The 16,115-nt window shown below is 40.1% G+C and carries 18 protein-coding genes; 7 read left to right on the top strand and 11 right to left on the bottom strand.

The window, feature by feature from the left end; genetic code table 11:
• Positions 1 to 11 precede the first annotated feature (11 nt).
• Positions 12 to 515, top strand: a complete 504-nt coding sequence (locus M2R47_RS06275) for a disulfide bond formation protein B (RefSeq protein ID WP_249100518.1) — start codon at positions 12 to 14, stop codon at positions 513 to 515.
• 87 nt (positions 516 to 602) lie between these two features.
• Positions 603 to 1,994 carry a UDP-N-acetylmuramate:L-alanyl-gamma-D-glutamyl-meso-diaminopimelate ligase gene (gene mpl, locus M2R47_RS06270; protein WP_249100515.1) on the top strand — a complete coding sequence of 464 codons (1,392 nt, stop codon included), beginning with the start codon at positions 603 to 605 and terminating at the stop codon, positions 1,992 to 1,994.
• Between the two features lie 66 nt (positions 1,995 to 2,060).
• On the opposite strand, the gene M2R47_RS06265 is transcribed toward mpl, so the two are convergent.
• Together M2R47_RS06265 and M2R47_RS06260 are read right to left on the bottom strand one after the other, a co-directional pair.
• A complete protein-coding gene (locus M2R47_RS06265) occupies positions 2,061 to 2,534 on the bottom strand; it encodes an acyl-CoA thioesterase (protein ID WP_249100513.1) in 474 nt (157 codons plus the stop codon).
• Positions 2,534 to 2,830, bottom strand: a complete 297-nt coding sequence (locus M2R47_RS06260) for an oxidative damage protection protein (protein WP_249100509.1) — start codon at positions 2,828 to 2,830, stop codon at positions 2,534 to 2,536. Before M2R47_RS06260 ends, M2R47_RS06265 begins: the two co-directional genes overlap by 1 nt.
• A gap of 378 nt (positions 2,831 to 3,208) precedes the next feature.
• On the opposite strand from M2R47_RS06260, the gene M2R47_RS06255 reads away from it, so the two are divergent.
• The 5 genes from M2R47_RS06255 to dnaK all read left to right on the top strand — a co-directional run bounded on the left by M2R47_RS06255 (position 3,209) and on the right by dnaK (position 8,503).
• Positions 3,209 to 3,904: a LytTR family DNA-binding domain-containing protein gene (locus M2R47_RS06255; protein ID WP_249100508.1), complete on the top strand. Its 696-nt coding sequence runs from the start codon at positions 3,209 to 3,211 to the stop codon at positions 3,902 to 3,904.
• An 81-nt stretch (positions 3,905 to 3,985) separates the two neighbouring features.
• Entirely contained in the window at positions 3,986 to 4,951 is a 966-nt protein-coding gene (gene hemC / locus M2R47_RS06250) for a hydroxymethylbilane synthase (protein ID WP_249100503.1), read from the top strand.
• Positions 4,926 to 5,699, top strand: coding sequence for a uroporphyrinogen-III synthase (locus M2R47_RS06245; RefSeq protein WP_249100500.1), 774 nt, complete (start codon positions 4,926 to 4,928; stop codon positions 5,697 to 5,699). The genes hemC and M2R47_RS06245 overlap by 26 nt, the downstream gene beginning before the upstream one ends.
• Before the next feature lie 136 nt (positions 5,700 to 5,835).
• On the top strand, positions 5,836 to 6,357 hold the full coding sequence (gene grpE, locus M2R47_RS06240; protein ID WP_249100499.1) for a nucleotide exchange factor GrpE: 522 nt from the start codon (positions 5,836 to 5,838) through the stop codon (positions 6,355 to 6,357).
• A gap of 232 nt (positions 6,358 to 6,589) precedes the next feature.
• Positions 6,590 to 8,503: a molecular chaperone DnaK gene (gene dnaK / locus M2R47_RS06235; RefSeq protein ID WP_249100495.1), complete on the top strand. Its 1,914-nt coding sequence runs from the start codon at positions 6,590 to 6,592 to the stop codon at positions 8,501 to 8,503.
• A gap of 358 nt (positions 8,504 to 8,861) precedes the next feature.
• Here dnaK and M2R47_RS06230 read toward each other — a convergent pair whose 3' ends face one another.
• The 9 genes from M2R47_RS06230 to M2R47_RS06190 all read right to left on the bottom strand — a co-directional run bounded on the left by M2R47_RS06230 (position 8,862) and on the right by M2R47_RS06190 (position 15,685).
• Positions 8,862 to 9,011, bottom strand: a complete 150-nt coding sequence (locus M2R47_RS06230) for a hypothetical protein (RefSeq protein WP_249100492.1) — start codon at positions 9,009 to 9,011, stop codon at positions 8,862 to 8,864.
• Between the two features lie 1,278 nt (positions 9,012 to 10,289).
• Complete coding sequence (locus M2R47_RS06225) at positions 10,290 to 10,661, bottom strand: hypothetical protein (RefSeq protein ID WP_249100489.1); 372 nt, start codon at positions 10,659 to 10,661, stop codon at positions 10,290 to 10,292.
• Positions 10,662 to 10,763: 102 nt separating this feature from the next.
• Positions 10,764 to 11,108, bottom strand: coding sequence for a hypothetical protein (locus tag M2R47_RS06220; protein ID WP_249100485.1), 345 nt, complete (start codon positions 11,106 to 11,108; stop codon positions 10,764 to 10,766).
• 108 nt (positions 11,109 to 11,216) lie between these two features.
• Positions 11,217 to 12,029 (bottom strand): VENN motif pre-toxin domain-containing protein, encoded by an 813-nt coding sequence (locus M2R47_RS06215; RefSeq protein ID WP_249100480.1) that lies wholly within the window; start codon positions 12,027 to 12,029, stop codon positions 11,217 to 11,219.
• A gap of 336 nt (positions 12,030 to 12,365) precedes the next feature.
• Complete coding sequence (locus M2R47_RS06210; protein WP_249100477.1) at positions 12,366 to 12,830, bottom strand: GAS domain-containing protein; 465 nt, start codon at positions 12,828 to 12,830, stop codon at positions 12,366 to 12,368.
• Positions 12,827 to 13,447: a hypothetical protein gene (locus M2R47_RS06205; protein WP_418001188.1), complete on the bottom strand. Its 621-nt coding sequence runs from the start codon at positions 13,445 to 13,447 to the stop codon at positions 12,827 to 12,829. Before M2R47_RS06205 ends, M2R47_RS06210 begins: the two co-directional genes overlap by 4 nt.
• A 703-nt stretch (positions 13,448 to 14,150) precedes the next feature.
• The gene (locus M2R47_RS06200; protein ID WP_249100474.1) at positions 14,151 to 14,582 is read right to left on the bottom strand and encodes a hypothetical protein; all 432 of its coding nucleotides are present in this window, start codon (positions 14,580 to 14,582) and stop codon (positions 14,151 to 14,153) included.
• Positions 14,583 to 14,674: 92 nt separating this feature from the next.
• Positions 14,675 to 15,154: a hypothetical protein gene (locus M2R47_RS06195; protein WP_249100472.1), complete on the bottom strand. Its 480-nt coding sequence runs from the start codon at positions 15,152 to 15,154 to the stop codon at positions 14,675 to 14,677.
• 198 nt (positions 15,155 to 15,352) lie between these two features.
• Positions 15,353 to 15,685 carry a hypothetical protein gene (locus M2R47_RS06190; protein ID WP_249100469.1) on the bottom strand — a complete coding sequence of 111 codons (333 nt, stop codon included), beginning with the start codon at positions 15,683 to 15,685 and terminating at the stop codon, positions 15,353 to 15,355.
• Positions 15,686 to 16,115 lie beyond the last annotated feature (430 nt).

Below are 16,115 nucleotides of genomic sequence, written 5' to 3'. Positions count from 1 at the left end.
AGGTAAACCTTATGACGCTCACCTATCGTGCCATCAATGCTTGTTTAGTATTGCTTGCCATTACAGCGACAGTAATCGCCATTGGCTATTTACAGCTGACGGTTGGATTAGACCCCTGCCCTTTATGTATTTTCCAGCGTATTGGTCTTTGGATAATGGCGATGTTTGCCTTATTGGCAGTAGTTTTTAACCCAAGAAATCAAGCAATACGGTGGGTACTGTGGCTAGGCAGTATGGCTGGAACGCTATGGGGTCTGAGTGTGGCAATGCGTCATACTTGGTTGCAATATTCCCCCGCTGCCGTACCAAGCTGCGGACCTGGGCTGGACTACTGGATGCAAACCCTACCTCCAACAGAAGTGCTAAGCGTGGTTTTGGCTGGCAATGGTGATTGTGCACACATCGACTGGACATTGCTTGGCTTATCTATTCCTGCTTGGACAATGGCATTATTCATTGTGATTTTGGTGATTTTATTAAAGTTGCTTGGCAATATCATCAAAAATCAGCCATGAATCAGCATTGATCGTCACTGGATTAAACTCATCACATTTGACTATTTGACAAACTCACATTTTTTTATTTAAGCAGGTTGTAAGATAATGCACATTCATATTTTAGGCATTTGTGGCACTTTTATGGGATCGCTTGCTTTATTGGCTCGTGATTTGGGATATAAGGTAACAGGGTCGGATACGGGCATCTATCCACCAATGAGTACCCAGTTACAAAAGGCAGGTGTGGAGATTTTGGAAGGCTATAAGGCAGAACACTTACAGCCAGCTCCTGACTTGGTTGTGGTTGGTAATGCTTGTAAGCGTGGCATGGAGGCCATTGAGTACATGCTAAACGCTCATCTGCCCTACACTTCTGGACCGCAGTTTTTGTACGAGACCGTTTTAAAAGACCGCCACACACTTGCGGTTGCTGGCACGCATGGCAAAACCACCACCACGACCATGCTTGCATGGATACTGCAACATGCTGGTATTGATGCAGGCTTTTTGATTGGTGGTGTGCCACTTGTCAAGACAGACGACAATCGCTTAACACAAGCATTTGCTCACAGCTCTCATTTGGGCGAAAAATACTTCGTCATTGAAGCTGATGAATACGATTCGGCATTTTTTGATAAACGCTCCAAGTTTGTCCATTATCGCCCAACGACAGCGATTTTGAACAACTTAGAATTTGATCATGCTGACATCTTTGAAAATCTAGGAGCAATTCAGACCCAGTTTCACCACATGATTCGCATGATTCCAGCGAATGGGCAAATCATCATGCCAGCAGATACAGCCAGTCTTGAAGACACACTAAAAAAAGGTTCATGGACACCTGTGGTTCGCACCAAACTTGATGATAATGACAGTGATGCACCATGGCAGGCAAAGCTGTTACAGGCAGATGGTAGCATGTGGCAAGTCTCCTTTGGGAATGAAACAGGTGAAGTGCGTTGGAACATGAGTGGATTGCACAATGTCAATAACGGTCTGTCCGCCATCGCAGCTGCCCATCACATTGGCATTGGTATTCATCAAGCCTGTCAAGCCCTGTCTGATTTTGCTGGCATTAAGCGTCGCATGGAGATGATTGCCGACATTAATGGCATGCTAATTTTTGATGATTTTGCCCATCACCCAACCGCCATCGCCACCACACTTGATGGGGCAAAAAAACGCCTAAACGGTCGCAAAATCTGGGCCATCATCGAACCCAGATCCAACACAATGAAGCTTGGCAGTCATAAGAATGATCTAGCACCATCTGCTGCCTTGGCTGATGCCGTGATTTGGTATGAACCAGCAAACCTTGCATGGGGTTTAAAAGAGGCGATTGGCGATGCCAAAAACCAGCTCGTACTAGACAGCACAGATGCCATCATCACCCATATAGTGTCGCACGCACAGAGCGACGATGCCATCATCATCATGTCTAACGGCGGCTTTGAGAGCATTCACACCAGATTAATAGAAGCTTTACAAAACCAATAAATAAGAACAGCAACTCCAAAAAATATGTTGGAGTTGCTAAAATTCAATCACAAGCTGATGATGCGACTACAACTCACGATTTTCAAACTGCATAAACGCAGCTCGCTCGTCATCAGCCCAGGCAACCTTTTGACCATCTTGACCAGCACGCACCATCACAGATTCGGCTGTGGCGACGATGGCGTTTTGAGCAGTACTATAAAACGCCTTTTCAAACACCACGCTGGTATTGCCCAAGTTTTTGATACGCACACCAATCAGTAGCGTATCAGGATAAGTTACAGGGCGCTGATACTGACAACTGTTAGCCACCAAAACTGTCATGATGTCTGTACGAGTCTCTACCATGCCTGATGCTCTTAGATAGCTGATGCGTGCTGACTCGGCATGGCGATAAAAGACGACATTATTAAGATGATGAAAGCCATCCATCTCTCCCCATGCCACTGGTTGTACATGAACCACTGGGTATTCATCAAGCACTTGTGGGCGATCAGCACCTGTCAAAATTGGCTCAAACACGCCTTGCACCTGTTTCATCAGACACCTTCCTTAGGCTTAAATCCTGCTGGTCGTTCGTAATCACCATTATCAAAGAAAAGCTCGCGTTGCAAAGCGATGAATTTTTTCGCTTCCTTATCAACCATACTTAAATGTTTTTCATTGATCAGCATGGTCTGCAATTCAATCCATTCATCCCATGCTTTTTTTGAAACAGTGTTCTGAATCTCCTCCCCTTTAGCATTGGGAAAAGGCGGTGCTGGCAACTTTGGTAATTTTTGTCCATATTTGCGACATAGGACAAGATTGGCATTGGGATTAAATATTTCTGTCATGACATTTCCTTAGTGAATCAGTTCATGGCACCGCCAAAAGGGCATGCCACACCCCAATATCAAATCGGTTGATAACTCAACAAATTATTGATATGATTGGGCAAACTGGTAAATTTACTTGCTTGTTTTTGACCTAGCGTTGCACTGTTTTTTACCAATGCAACCATGAAAAACTCCATTCATCAAATCAAGCATCTGCATTCACTGACCATCATAAATTAAAGCGATGGTAATAATCAAGCCTTAGCATGGATTATTCATCTTCAATCAACCCACAACTTAGCAATAGTATTTGGTCAATTTAGCAGACCAAGACTTCATCAAAGCCTGTCTTGTTAGCATGACATGCCATGATGAACCCTATTTAAGCACATTGTTATGAAAATCTTACTATTAAGTACGCATGATGGCTTGATACATCATGTCAAGCTTACTCTGCATGATTCTGGTCATTCGCTGACGATTGTAAATACGGCAAATGATGCGATCGCCAAAATACAGCTCGATCTTCCTGCCGTCATCATGCTAGACATCAACTCTGTAAACACAGACGCTGTCGTCAAGACGCTGGGGCAGCATCATGCATCACGCCCTGCAATTGTGGTTTTTAGTCGGCATCAAGCACCATCTTTTGAACTGTTATCACTGGGCGTGCATGGATTTGGACAATATGATGACAATCACCCTCCCCCAGTTTTGAACATATTAACACAACTCCAAAGACCAACGCTTGCCCAACAGCAAGATAAGACCACCATCATCACTCGCACCCACCATGGCACGGAACGCATCATGATTGAACACATCTTGTACTGCCAAGCTGAGCATAAGTATACCAAAATCCATCATCAATATGGCACCACACTCATTAACGACTCCCTAAAATCACTTCAATCCACCCATCCTGATGAGTTCATTCGCATTCACAGGAACACACTTGTCAGCATACGACACATTCAAGCCATCAATGGAAAATCATTGACGATATACGGCATGGCAACACCACTAACCATTTCTCGCCGATGCTTACCCAAGCTTCTTTCAAAATTTATCAAATACCAGTATTTGTCATAATAATCATCATAAAAGTTGATAAAATTTGCCCAAAGATGATTATTATGATTAAATAGCGATTATTTAATTGATAAAACCGTCATGAATATTCGCACCCTAACCATCGCAACCCGACAAAGCCCATTGGCTCTTTGGCAGGCAAATTTTATTAAAGATGCTCTAAAATCCTTGTACCCAGACTTGCAGATTTCACTGCTTAAAATGGTTACCAAAGGCGATAAAATTTTGGACACACCCCTTGCCAAAATTGGTGGAAAAGGCTTATTTGTCAAGGAACTTGAAAATGCCTTGTATGAAAAACAAGCCGACATCGCTGTCCACTCATTAAAAGATGTACCCATGGTGCTGCCAGCAGGTCTGACGCTTGGAGCGTATTGCAAAAGACATGCACCGACCGATGCTTTTGTTTCAAATACATACAAGCATTTGTCAGATTTGCCAGCAGGAGCAGTACTGGGAACTTCAAGCTTACGCCGAGAATGCCAAATCAGACATCACCACCCCCATCTGACCATCAAATCATTGCGTGGCAATGTCGGCACTCGTTTATCTAAGCTTGACGCTGATGAGTATGATGCGATCATATTGGCCACCAGCGGACTTCAAAGATTGGGACTGAATGAACGCATTCGTCATGAAATTGATGATAACTTAAGCTTGCCTGCAGTCGGTCAAGGAGCCCTAGCGATTGAATGCCGTGCAGATGATGATGAGATTTTACACCTACTTGCCCCACTGAATCACCTGCCTACTCGCCTTTGTGTTCTAAGTGAGCGATCAATGAATCACGCCTTAGAAGGCGGCTGTCAAGTGCCAATTGCTGGTTTTGCCACCATCAATCAAGATGTATTGACCTTGCGTGGCCGTGTGGGCAGCAGTGATGGAAAGACTCTATTAAAAGCTGAGCGCAGCATCACTGTATCACATACTGCCGATGATGAAGAGGCGGTAAGACGACTTGGCGTAGTGGTCGCCGAAGAGTTACTCGCCCAAGGTGCCGATCAGATTTTAAAAGAAGTGTATGGTGATGACGCCCATCATCATTAATACTCGCCCCCTCCATCGTGGTGATGACATTCGCACGATGGACGGTGTGAGGGTGGTGGATTTACCCCTACTTGATATTAAAGATACTTTTGTCAATATTAATGACAAAAACAATCTGCTTGCCTGGCAAAATGATCAGTACAACGCCTTGATTGTTACCAGCGTAGAATCAGCCAGTCGTGCCATCAAGCATCTTAACAAACTGACTAAAAAACCCAGCACGCCAATGATTGCCGTAGGTAAAGCAACAGCACACTGTTTGACAAGCGCTGGCTTTATGCCCATTTTACCCACCACCGCCAATAACGAAGGCATGCTAAGACTTCCACAGATTAACTCCCTAACCACAGGCGATCAAGTGCTGATTTGGTCTGGTGTGGGAGGTCGCAGATTGCTGCATGACACCCTAACTGAGCGTGGCGTACACATTGATGTCATCACTTGGTATGAGCGGACTCGCCCAAGCCTACTTGACGACAACTTTGAACGAATTGGGCCCATTTTAAAGACCATCTGCCAAGACAAGGACACACCCATTTATGTACTCATCAGTAGCCAGATGGCATTCACACATTGGCAAAGCTTGGCACACCAGGCTTTGGATCAAAGAATCACCGAGCGTTATCACTACCTAACTCTCGGGGAACGATTAAAAAAAATCGTCAGCACAGCCTGCCCAGACAATGCCGCATCTTTGATACATGATTTGAGTAAAGAGCATCTCGGCATGGTTATCGCTCAAGGGTAATGATTTTCCTTATCCAAAAAATAAGCATTACCCCACCCCACCTTAATAAATTTTACCTACTTTTACCCTTGAAAAACTGCCAAATGCCTTTATCAAGACAGGCATTACCATTCATCTTTATAAAGGCAGTAATATCATGAACGACCAAACAACTCAACCAATCGACGATACCCAAGAGGCGGCAACACAGGCAGCAGATGACACGCCTGCTCTAACTGAACAAATCTCTCAACTACAAGCCGAAGTGCAAGCCGCCAAAGAAGCCGCTGCTCGTGCCAATGCTGACAGCTATAATGCTGCTCGTCGCATGGAGCAAGAGACCGAAAAGGCCAAAAAATACGCTCTACAAAAATTCGCCAAGGACTTATTGGAAGTCGTGGATAATTTAGAGCGTGGCTTGGACGCTGGCGAAAAATCGGGGGCTGACGAGAGCGTGCTAGAAGGATTGCGACTGACTCACAAATCCTTGCTTGCCACCTTAGAAAAAAATGGCGTCATCGCAGTTGGCGTGGTGGGCGAAGCATTCAACCCAGACATTCACGAAGCGGTAGGCGTAGCTCCTGAGGTGGCAAAAGACACGGTTGGGCATGTTCTACAAAAAGGCTATACTCTACACGATCGCTCCATCCGTCCTGCGATGGTCTTAGTAGGCGCATAAAGTACGCAGAAGCGCGACGGATTTTGACCATGGCAAATGCTTTTTTATGTGTTGAATCAAGCGTTTGATTATGGATTTTCTTAGATTTTTCAAGAGCTTAAACAATTTATTAAATTTTAAAATTTTTAAAAATTTCCCTTGAAAACCAAAATTTGACACAAATATAAATGGCAAGATTGGCAATCACAGTACAAACTTGCCAAAAGCTAACTTAACAAATCGGAGAACAATCATGTCTAAAGTCATCGGTATTGACCTAGGTACAACCAACTCTTGTGTTGCCGTATTAGAAGGCGACAAGGTTAAAGTCATTGAGAATGCAGAAGGTGCACGCACCACTCCATCAATCGTCGCATTTAAAGACGGTGAGATCTTGGTTGGTCAAGCTGCAAAACGCCAAGCGGTTACCAACCCAAAGAACACCCTGTTTGGGGTTAAGCGTCTGATTGGTCGCCGTTTTGATGAAAAAGTGGTACAAAAAGACATCTCATTAGTACCTTTTAAAATCGTCAAGGCAGACAATGGCGATGCATGGGTGGAGGTGAATGACAAAAAACAAGCACCACCACAAATCTCAGCAGAAGTTTTGCGCAAAATGAAAAAAACTGCCGAGGACTATTTGGGTGAGACCGTAACTGAAGCAGTCGTTACTGTTCCTGCTTATTTTAATGATGCTCAGCGTCAAGCCACCAAAGATGCAGGTAAAATCGCAGGTTTGGATGTCAAACGCATCATTAACGAACCAACTGCCGCTGCCTTAGCTTATGGCATGGATAAAAAAGGTGGCGATAAGACCGTGGCAGTATATGACTTAGGCGGTGGTACTTTTGATGTATCAATCATCGAGATTGCCGATGTTGATGGTGAGCAACAATTTGAAGTATTATCGACCAATGGCGACACGCATTTGGGCGGTGAAGACTTTGATTTGGCACTGATTGATTATTTGGTAGAAGAGTTCAAAAAAGAGCAAAATGTCAACCTATCAGGCGATCCCCTTGCCATGCAGCGTCTAAAAGAAGCCGCCGAAAAAGCCAAAATTGAGCTATCGTCAGCGACTTCTACCGAAGTCAATCTGCCGTACATCACCGCAGATGCCACAGGTCCTAAGCACTTGGTGTTTACCATCAGTCGCTCTAAGCTTGAAAGCCTGACCGAAGAGATGGTGGCTCGCACCATCATTCCTTGCAAAACCGCACTAGAAGATGCAGGGTTGTCAGCATCTGACATTGATGATGTCATCTTGGTTGGTGGTCAGACTCGCATGCCATTGGTACAGAAAAAAGTACAAGAATTCTTTGGCAAAGAGCCTAGAAAAGATGTGAACCCTGATGAAGCAGTAGCAATGGGTGCAGCGATTCAAGGTGCGGTACTTTCTGGCGATAAAAAAGATGTGCTACTTCTCGATGTTACACCACTGACACTAGGCATTGAGACAATGGGTGGTGTCATGACACCAATCATTGAGAAAAACACCATGATTCCAACCAAAAAATCACAAGTGTTCTCAACGGCCGCAGACAACCAACCAGCGGTCAGCATTCAGGTGTATCAAGGGGAGCGTAAGATTGCCAATCAAAACAAACTGTTAGGCAACTTTGACTTGACCGACATTCCACCAGCACCGCGTGGCGTACCACAAATTGAGGTTACCTTTGACATCAATGCTGACGGCATCATGAACATCTCTGCCAAAGACAAAGGCACAGGAAAATCACAATCCATTCAAATCAAAGCAGATTCAGGTCTGTCTGATGCAGAAATCGAAGAGATGATCCGTGCTGCTGAAGCGAATGCGGCAGAAGATGAGAAATTTGCTAACCTTGCCAATGTGCGAAATGAAGCAGATGGTCGCATTCATGGTGTACAAAAAGCTCTAAAAGATGCTGCCGACAAGGTTACCGATGAAGAAAAAGCGACGGTTGAATCTGCCATCAGTGAGCTTGAGACTGCTGTGCGTGAAGATGATGTTGATAACATCAAGGCAAAGCTTGAAGCATTGGATAACGCATTCTTGCCAATCGGTCAAAAGATTTATGCCGATGCAAGCGGTTCAGGTGCTGAGCAAACCCAGCAAACCCAATCGCAACCAAAAGATGATGGCGTCGTTGATGCTGAATATACTGAAGTCAAAGACGACAAGTAATCTTTAATTCATCAAATTAAAAAAATAAGTTCTCATTTGATAAGAATGAGAACTTATTTTATGCCCTCAAGTCAAGCCGACCACAGCATTCTCTATCCAGATTGTGTGCATCTTTAAAAACTTCAAATTCCGAATCTCCTTTTTAAAATATTCAAGCCGCCTGAATGCCTATTAATCACATAAGAATATTTGTCTGCATGCCACCAAATGATACACTTCTTGCTTATCACAGAATTTTATGGGCAGTCCATAGTCAGCTCCCAACAACTTGCCAAAATCTTACAACATCATCAGCATTGACCTTATGGTTAAATTTTCATTTGTATCAATCTGATGGTGGTAATCCAAGTTTTCTTTATTAACTTTGACTTTCTACATTTAATAAGAAAGCCATTTTATCAGCCTCTCTTTGATTGGATTTTGGCGTATTTGCTCCAAACTTATTATCATAAGCAGCATCCACCTCACCGCCTCCTCTGCCATGCTTGCGGGCGGTGTTGGCGGCCAAGAGTTTGGTTTATGGCTTTTGCTGTAATGCACGAGGGTTTTTACCACCCCACCAGTATGTGCGGCATTCGTTATCAGCAGCCCAAGACACCCCAACAAAAAACTTTTCTTTTTGCTGAACATGGTTTTTTCCTCATTCCAAATTCAACCCGTATCTCATCTTTGCAATATATATCCTTTTGATACTTTTAGTCTAATAAAACTTGCGTTGTCGACCATTTTGGTTCTTTCATCAGTTTTATCATACATAAACTCTCTAGAAAAACCACTATCAGAGAACCTACCCTTTCTGCTATAGAATTGCCCATCATAAGATTGGTCATCATTGGCTAACCTATCAACAAGTTGCGACATTTCCTCTTTGGTTGGTGGGTTGTAGTATTTATAATTATACAAATAAGGATTAGCCTATCGATAAGGGTCAATTTGCTTTGGTTTGTACAGATGATAAAAATAAAAGCCGACTATCACCATCAAGATTATTGTCGCAATTGCTTGTATGACTCATGTCAGTATTTTCATCGTAAAATCCCTAACTCTCTTAATGTCTCTTTTTTCTTCATCTGTCAATGGACGCATGACGCTACCGTTGACACCAATTTGTGTATTGCCAATTCCTGTTGATATGATGACAGCACCTTCCTTACCTTCACCTTTAGATACACCAATGCAGGCAAAAGACAGGCTTGCATACCAAGGAATCTTCCTTCAACATTCTGCAGCTGCCAATATTAGGATGTTATCTGCAATACCAATACCCTCTTCTTATACCGATTGTTTGACATCATTTACCATACCTCCTTTTTTCATTATTTTATACTTAAGTTACCAGATGATTCACATACCTTAACTAAAAAATTAAATATGCATATCTTAGATCTCTATATCTAATTTCATTACTATCATAAGATGATATATGAAAATCTACATTATTCAAAACTCCTTTGTATTTCACTGGTTTGGTAAAATTTTCCACAATTATTTTTCCATTTTTTCTCTCTCTTTTTATATATATGTATGTTTCAAGAGGGTATTCAGCATAAGGAATAATTAAATATGCATTCCTACTAATTATAATGCCATCATAAACTCTAAAAAAAGTATCTCTGCCTTTATGGTGCTGAATTATTGTTATACAAACTTCGTCACAGTAATAATAAGCTGTTTCTTTTGCTATAAATACATATAAAAAAAGCACAGATATTAAAATAAAAAAAATTAGTTTTAGATAAAAATTTAATATATATTTAGTAATGAACACTTTCTTTAAACCGTTTAGCTATTTATTTTCACATCCCAAAGAATTGGAATTATTCATATTACATTCTATTCTTTTTATACCCAACTGGTAACCATATTTACTTTTTAGATATTGATAATCTATTTCTCCGTATCTGGGGTATGCTCCATAAACATAACCAGTTGTTTTATGTCGGATAAGACCCAGTTTACCACCAGCATGCAAAGCACCGCTAGCTTTTTGAAGTTCATCAAATGGCACGCCTAGGATTGCTGCATTCATTCCAGCTAATATGTTACCGCCTTCTCTTAGAGTGATATACTTACCTTTAAAAAGATTTGCAATGATGGTGTATGAGACAGCACCTAGATTGACTGAATATGGGCTTGCCTTGCGACCACGAATAACCATCGTCTATAAAACTGATATAACAGAATGTTGTTTTGGTACAATTCCTTTTGCTTTTATATGGTTTTATGATATTTTTTTATCTTTGATTGGATGGTTAAAAGCTTAAAATACGATCATATAAAAGTTTAAGTCGCTATATAAGGCTCCGCAACATTCGTAATCAGAAATGACGAATTGTATATTATTCATCTTGCCTTTTGTAACTTGTGGATAAAAGTTACTGCGCACAATGAATAACCCTGAGTCGCTTTCTTCAAAATAAGCAAGGTACTCAGGATAAAGCTCCATATAAGGAGCATTTTTCATCTGCAACCTGCTATAAATTCTTTTATCATAAATCTTAATAACCGTATCCCTGCCTTTTTGTGTTTCAACAAAAGTTAAGCAACCTTTCTCATTGCAGTAATAATAACTTTCATAGGAAAGCAAGACGATGGTGATATACATAACGAAAGCACAGCTCAATAATACAAAGAGCTTTATGGCAAAATATATTTTTTTCATGACTCCATACCATTTGTGTTTGAGAAAACCCATTCAATCAGAATCCTGCAATTATTTACCTTCACACTTCAAGAGAGTTGGATTGCTTATATTACATTCTATTCTTTTTATACCCAACTGGTAACCATATTTACTTCTTAGATATTGATAATCTATTTCTCCGTATCTGGGGTATGCTCCATAAACATAATCAGTTGTTTTATGTCGGATAAGAACCAGTTTACCACCAGCATGCAAAGCACCGCTAGCTTTTTGAAACTCTTCAAATGGCACACCTAATATTGCTGCATTCATTCCAGCTAATATGTTACCACCTTCTCTTAGAGTGATATATTTTCCCTGAAATAAATACCCATGATATGTTTTGGTCTCACCATTACCGTAAGCCTTCTTGATATCGTAATTGCCCATTCCGTAAACATATTTTTGATATGGGAGACTTTTCCATACCAATGCTATTTTTGTATCATTGTTTGCCTCTGTATTTAGATCATAAATATACCCATCTATACTTTCCCCAATATAAACCTTGCCAACAGCTTTTCCTGTGTCAGGACTAATAAAAGCATCTTCAAACATGGATTCTCCAATCTTTATTGGGGGATCGATGCATTTGTCATTTTGAAAATTACATTTATAAATTCCTTTATCGCCATTTAAAATAACTTTTTTAACTTCGTTATTTTTATCAATATAGGTCCCATTCCACCTCACCGCCTCCTCTGCCATGCTTGCGGTGGTGCCTACATCTTCATCTGCATAAGCAGCGGTGATGGCAGCTAACAGTTTGGCTTGGTGGATGAGGGTGTCTTTTTGGGTTTGGGTTAGGGTGTTTGGGTCATCTGTTTGATGGTCTGCCCACATCTCCCCTATGGTAGCACCAATGGCACCTGCATTGCAATCATTGCCAGCTGAAACGAGGTAGGCATGGGTGATGCTGATGGATTTGACGGTTTGCCAAGAGCCATCTTCAGATAATAATTGATGTCCTGACTGTATTTGTTGGATTTCGTTGTCTCAACTCAACCTGCGCGGGCTTTATCGAAGTTAAGCATGTGATATGTCAGCAGGAAATCTACTGAAATTTTTCATAATAATAAAAAAATATAAAAAGTAAAAAAGGGTAAGCATATAAAAAGATGATCAAGGTATATCATATCCAATCTCCATCAATTTTCCTGCTGTTTTACTGCGTTCAATTTAGTAAAGACAGCCTGACTCTCTCGCTGCTTTATTTGCTCGTTCTATTTTAAACAGATCCTTGATGTCAATATGCAAATTTTTAATCTTGAGATTGTTTGAGGATGTGTAAGAGTAATAGTCATCTATGTTATTAAATGCCATTAGATTTCCAGAATTATCTAAAACAGCATACATAATATCATTTGGAAAATATTCAAACATACTGCCTTGTGAATCATCGCATACTTCTCCTTTAGTATAAATGATAAAATGAATGTTATTATGCTCCGTGCGATCTATGATTGCTCCAAGTTCTTTTTTATTTCTCAGCGACAGATACTCAAAAAATGTATTATCCATCTCAACGGCATAATAATCACCATTAAGCCAAATCTTTCTTAGGAAAAAAATTTGTTTATAAGAATAAACAATCATACTACCAATTAACAGAAAAAATATAAAAAATACCATGCGTTTTCTCATTGGAACTCCTTAAGATTTTTTATTTTCTTTTTATCAAAATTACCGTGAAATTTGATATGACATGCCGTACAGCCACTCATTGCTGTGCATTTTGGAGCACCAATAACCGTTTCAATGTTTCTAGGGATTGCTAGAATGCCTGAGTGATGCTCAAAATCATAGGTATCATCAAACACGCCATAGGTTCCATCAGTTCTTCTTACTAATGTCAGGCTTCCTGTAACCGCCCATACATTATAAGCAGTTGGTCTGACTACAATTTTCTGTCGACCGTCAGACAAAGACTCCCATGAATCTCCGATTATTTTCAATTCACCTAAATCATTAACATCAACTTGCACTTCCAAATTCTTATTGGTGTTTAGTTGGTATAAGCGATCAGCCTGCCTTTTAATTCTTGGAAATCTCCACCCAGCATTTCCATCATCACTAATAGCTTTGGCCATCTCATTTGCTTTATCCTGATCTGCTTCAATCATCTTACCTTCATTATAATAAATCGCATTCCACCTCACCGCCTCTTCAGCCATGCTTGCGGCGGTGTTGACATCTTCATCTGCATAAGCAGCGGTGATGGCAGCTAACAGTTTGGCTTGGTGGATGAGGGTGCTTAGCAAAAGTAGTCATCGAGTGACTTATTAAAAATTTGGCTGCTATTATCTTAGTCTGACCAGGTTGAGCTAGCCCCATTTTTCGGGAAATTTCACCGAACATCTATTGTTTGGGTTATCAAGCCATTTTATATCACGCCAAGATAGTTTGTCTAGCTGTTGATAAATCTTCTGATATTTGGCTGGATCAACAACCTCGATTTGGTTGTTATTCAGATTAATACGCTTGAGTTTTAAATTAGAATCGAAGTAGCAGTCAGGTTCTGGCCACGCTCCATCAACCACTGTATAATAAACATAGCCATCAACATACTTAAAGTCATTAACAAAAGCTTCGAAAAACGGACCTTCTTGGAGTAAAAAATAATTAAAAGCAATCCCCTCATTCCAGTCATAGTTATACTGAAAATAATAATCACCAAAAATCCCATCATGCCAATTTTTCGCAGATTGTCCACCATTGATTGTGCAAAAATTTCTGGATCATCCCTAAGGAGCTGGGCATAGCCGTATCTGACAAATAATTCATCACAGCTATCTTGATGATAATTTTTTAAAAAATCATAAAGCAACTTGACCGATTATTCTTTTAGATTAAATAGCGATCCAATCTCATCTGAGGCTTGACCAAAAAACGGTGGGTGAATTTCGTTGTTTGACATAATGGTTTATCTTGTTAGATAGCGAATTTTTATTGATAGCCAGTATCTTAGGGCGGGCTCATTCCATCCTGCAGGGCTAAAAAATTCCTCCGGCATACACTATGAGTGTCTTGCCATCCAATACTCACAGAAAAAGCATTATCCACAGTTTTCTCATCATCCATACTGAGTTCTACACCTTTGGTAAAAATTAGTTCAAATTGATTATAACAGTAATAAAAGCTATCCCTAACTCCATCTTTTCCATGATTATACCAAATCCATTTAGATGAGTTGTTTATCATATCGCTCAGATATCGCTTTTCTTGATCGCTTAGATTGTCATATCGGTAACGCTTATATACAACATTTACTTTTCTTACCTCAAATTCATCTTTTTCTGATGAAATGCTACTCGTCAACTCATTCAATAAATTGTCAATTTCCCCCATCGTTGGTCTATCTTCTTTTTTGTCATACACGCCTTTCTCAAAGTTCATGTTTCCAGATAGGTACATTGATAGCATAAAGATTAAAAGAATAATGAATGCCAAAAAGACTAGGCAGTCCGTTATTCTGTCAGTCAGGCATTTCATTGCATAATCCTTAGTATTTTAAAAAAATCTTGTTTCCTTGATTCAGTAAGCTGAACCATGTTACCACCTATGATGCCGATTTGTGAATTGCCAACACCATAAGTTAAGATGGTTTGTCCGCCACTGGTTCTGATTGCACCACCACATATAACATGGCATGCCTGAATACCGATAGAACTGCCTTGTATGACTCGATCAATATCATCAGCCTCCATTCCCTCTCTAACATTACCAAAATTAACTGATATGCCTCGACCCACCATCCTTGTTGCCTTAGTAGGGGAATGAGACGATTCTTGAATACTCTTAGCAATTTCTTTCAAGTTAAGATTGATACCAACTTCAGGAACTGCTCTATAGCTCACCCAACCTCCTGAAGTTTCTTTTTCAACGCCTGTTATCCATACATTACCATTCTTATTATTAATGACGGCGGTGTAACCAACCATACCCATACCAAAGCTAGTGATAGTCATATCATTAGCTTTAACGACTTGTGCCACAGTATTTGGAATTCTTTTAATAAGATCTAACTGCTCCTTTTATTAACTTCGTACCATCGTTTAACTAAACTACTGTTACTCTATTTATTATAGAATATTGGGTTATTTTCATATTATCGGCATAATAAAAACCATTACTACTAATAAATAACCCATTTCTTCTTGGCTGATTTAGTAAAAAATATCTTTAATTCTATCCACCTCAACATCTTGATGATAGATACTCAAAATAATATATTTTTGATCTTCTGTATAAAATTTTTCATTGGTATTTGCTCGATCTTTTAATGCAAATAATATGTTTAAAATTTCATAATCGAAAGAATACATATTTATCATGTAAGGTACATACAATTTTAAAATATCAAATGACTGCTGAGCATTTAATCTTTTTATGTTTTTGTCTATAAAGTCATATAAATACCACTCATCAACAATATTGTTGTTTTCAACATCTTTTAGTAAATTATCAAGATTTTTGAAGAAACTCAAACTGATACTCATGCTCTTAATCCTTAAACTTAAAATCGATTTTTAAACCAGTATTAATATTTTCGACATAATGTATTTCTACGCCATTAACATTTTGGGCTTTCTTAACCCATCCATCTCTGGCATATAAACCATTTTTTGCATCCGACATTTTGATAGGCAGCTTCCTACCCCTTGGGTTACTTCTCACCTCCCTCATTGCCAATTGCTCAGTCAAATTCCTAGGGGTAGTTCTTCCTGTTGATATTAAAGAGTAGTCAATCGTTTTAACTCAGGATGTGCGATTTCCATCCCCAGACAACCCTCCTGAATAAAAACCATTACCACCAATAATAGGTTGAGACAAATATACCCGATTGTTTACCTGCCGAAACGCCTGATAGGCGATGTTTGTATTGGCATAGGTTTGATTTGAAAATCTAATAAACCGACTAAATGCTTG

The organism is Moraxella oculi, from assembly GCF_023336735.1.
GTDB lineage: Bacteria > Pseudomonadota > Gammaproteobacteria > Pseudomonadales > Moraxellaceae > Moraxella > Moraxella oculi.
Note: the sequence above shows the minus strand (reverse complement) of the source record. Positions and strands in the feature narration are given on the sequence as shown.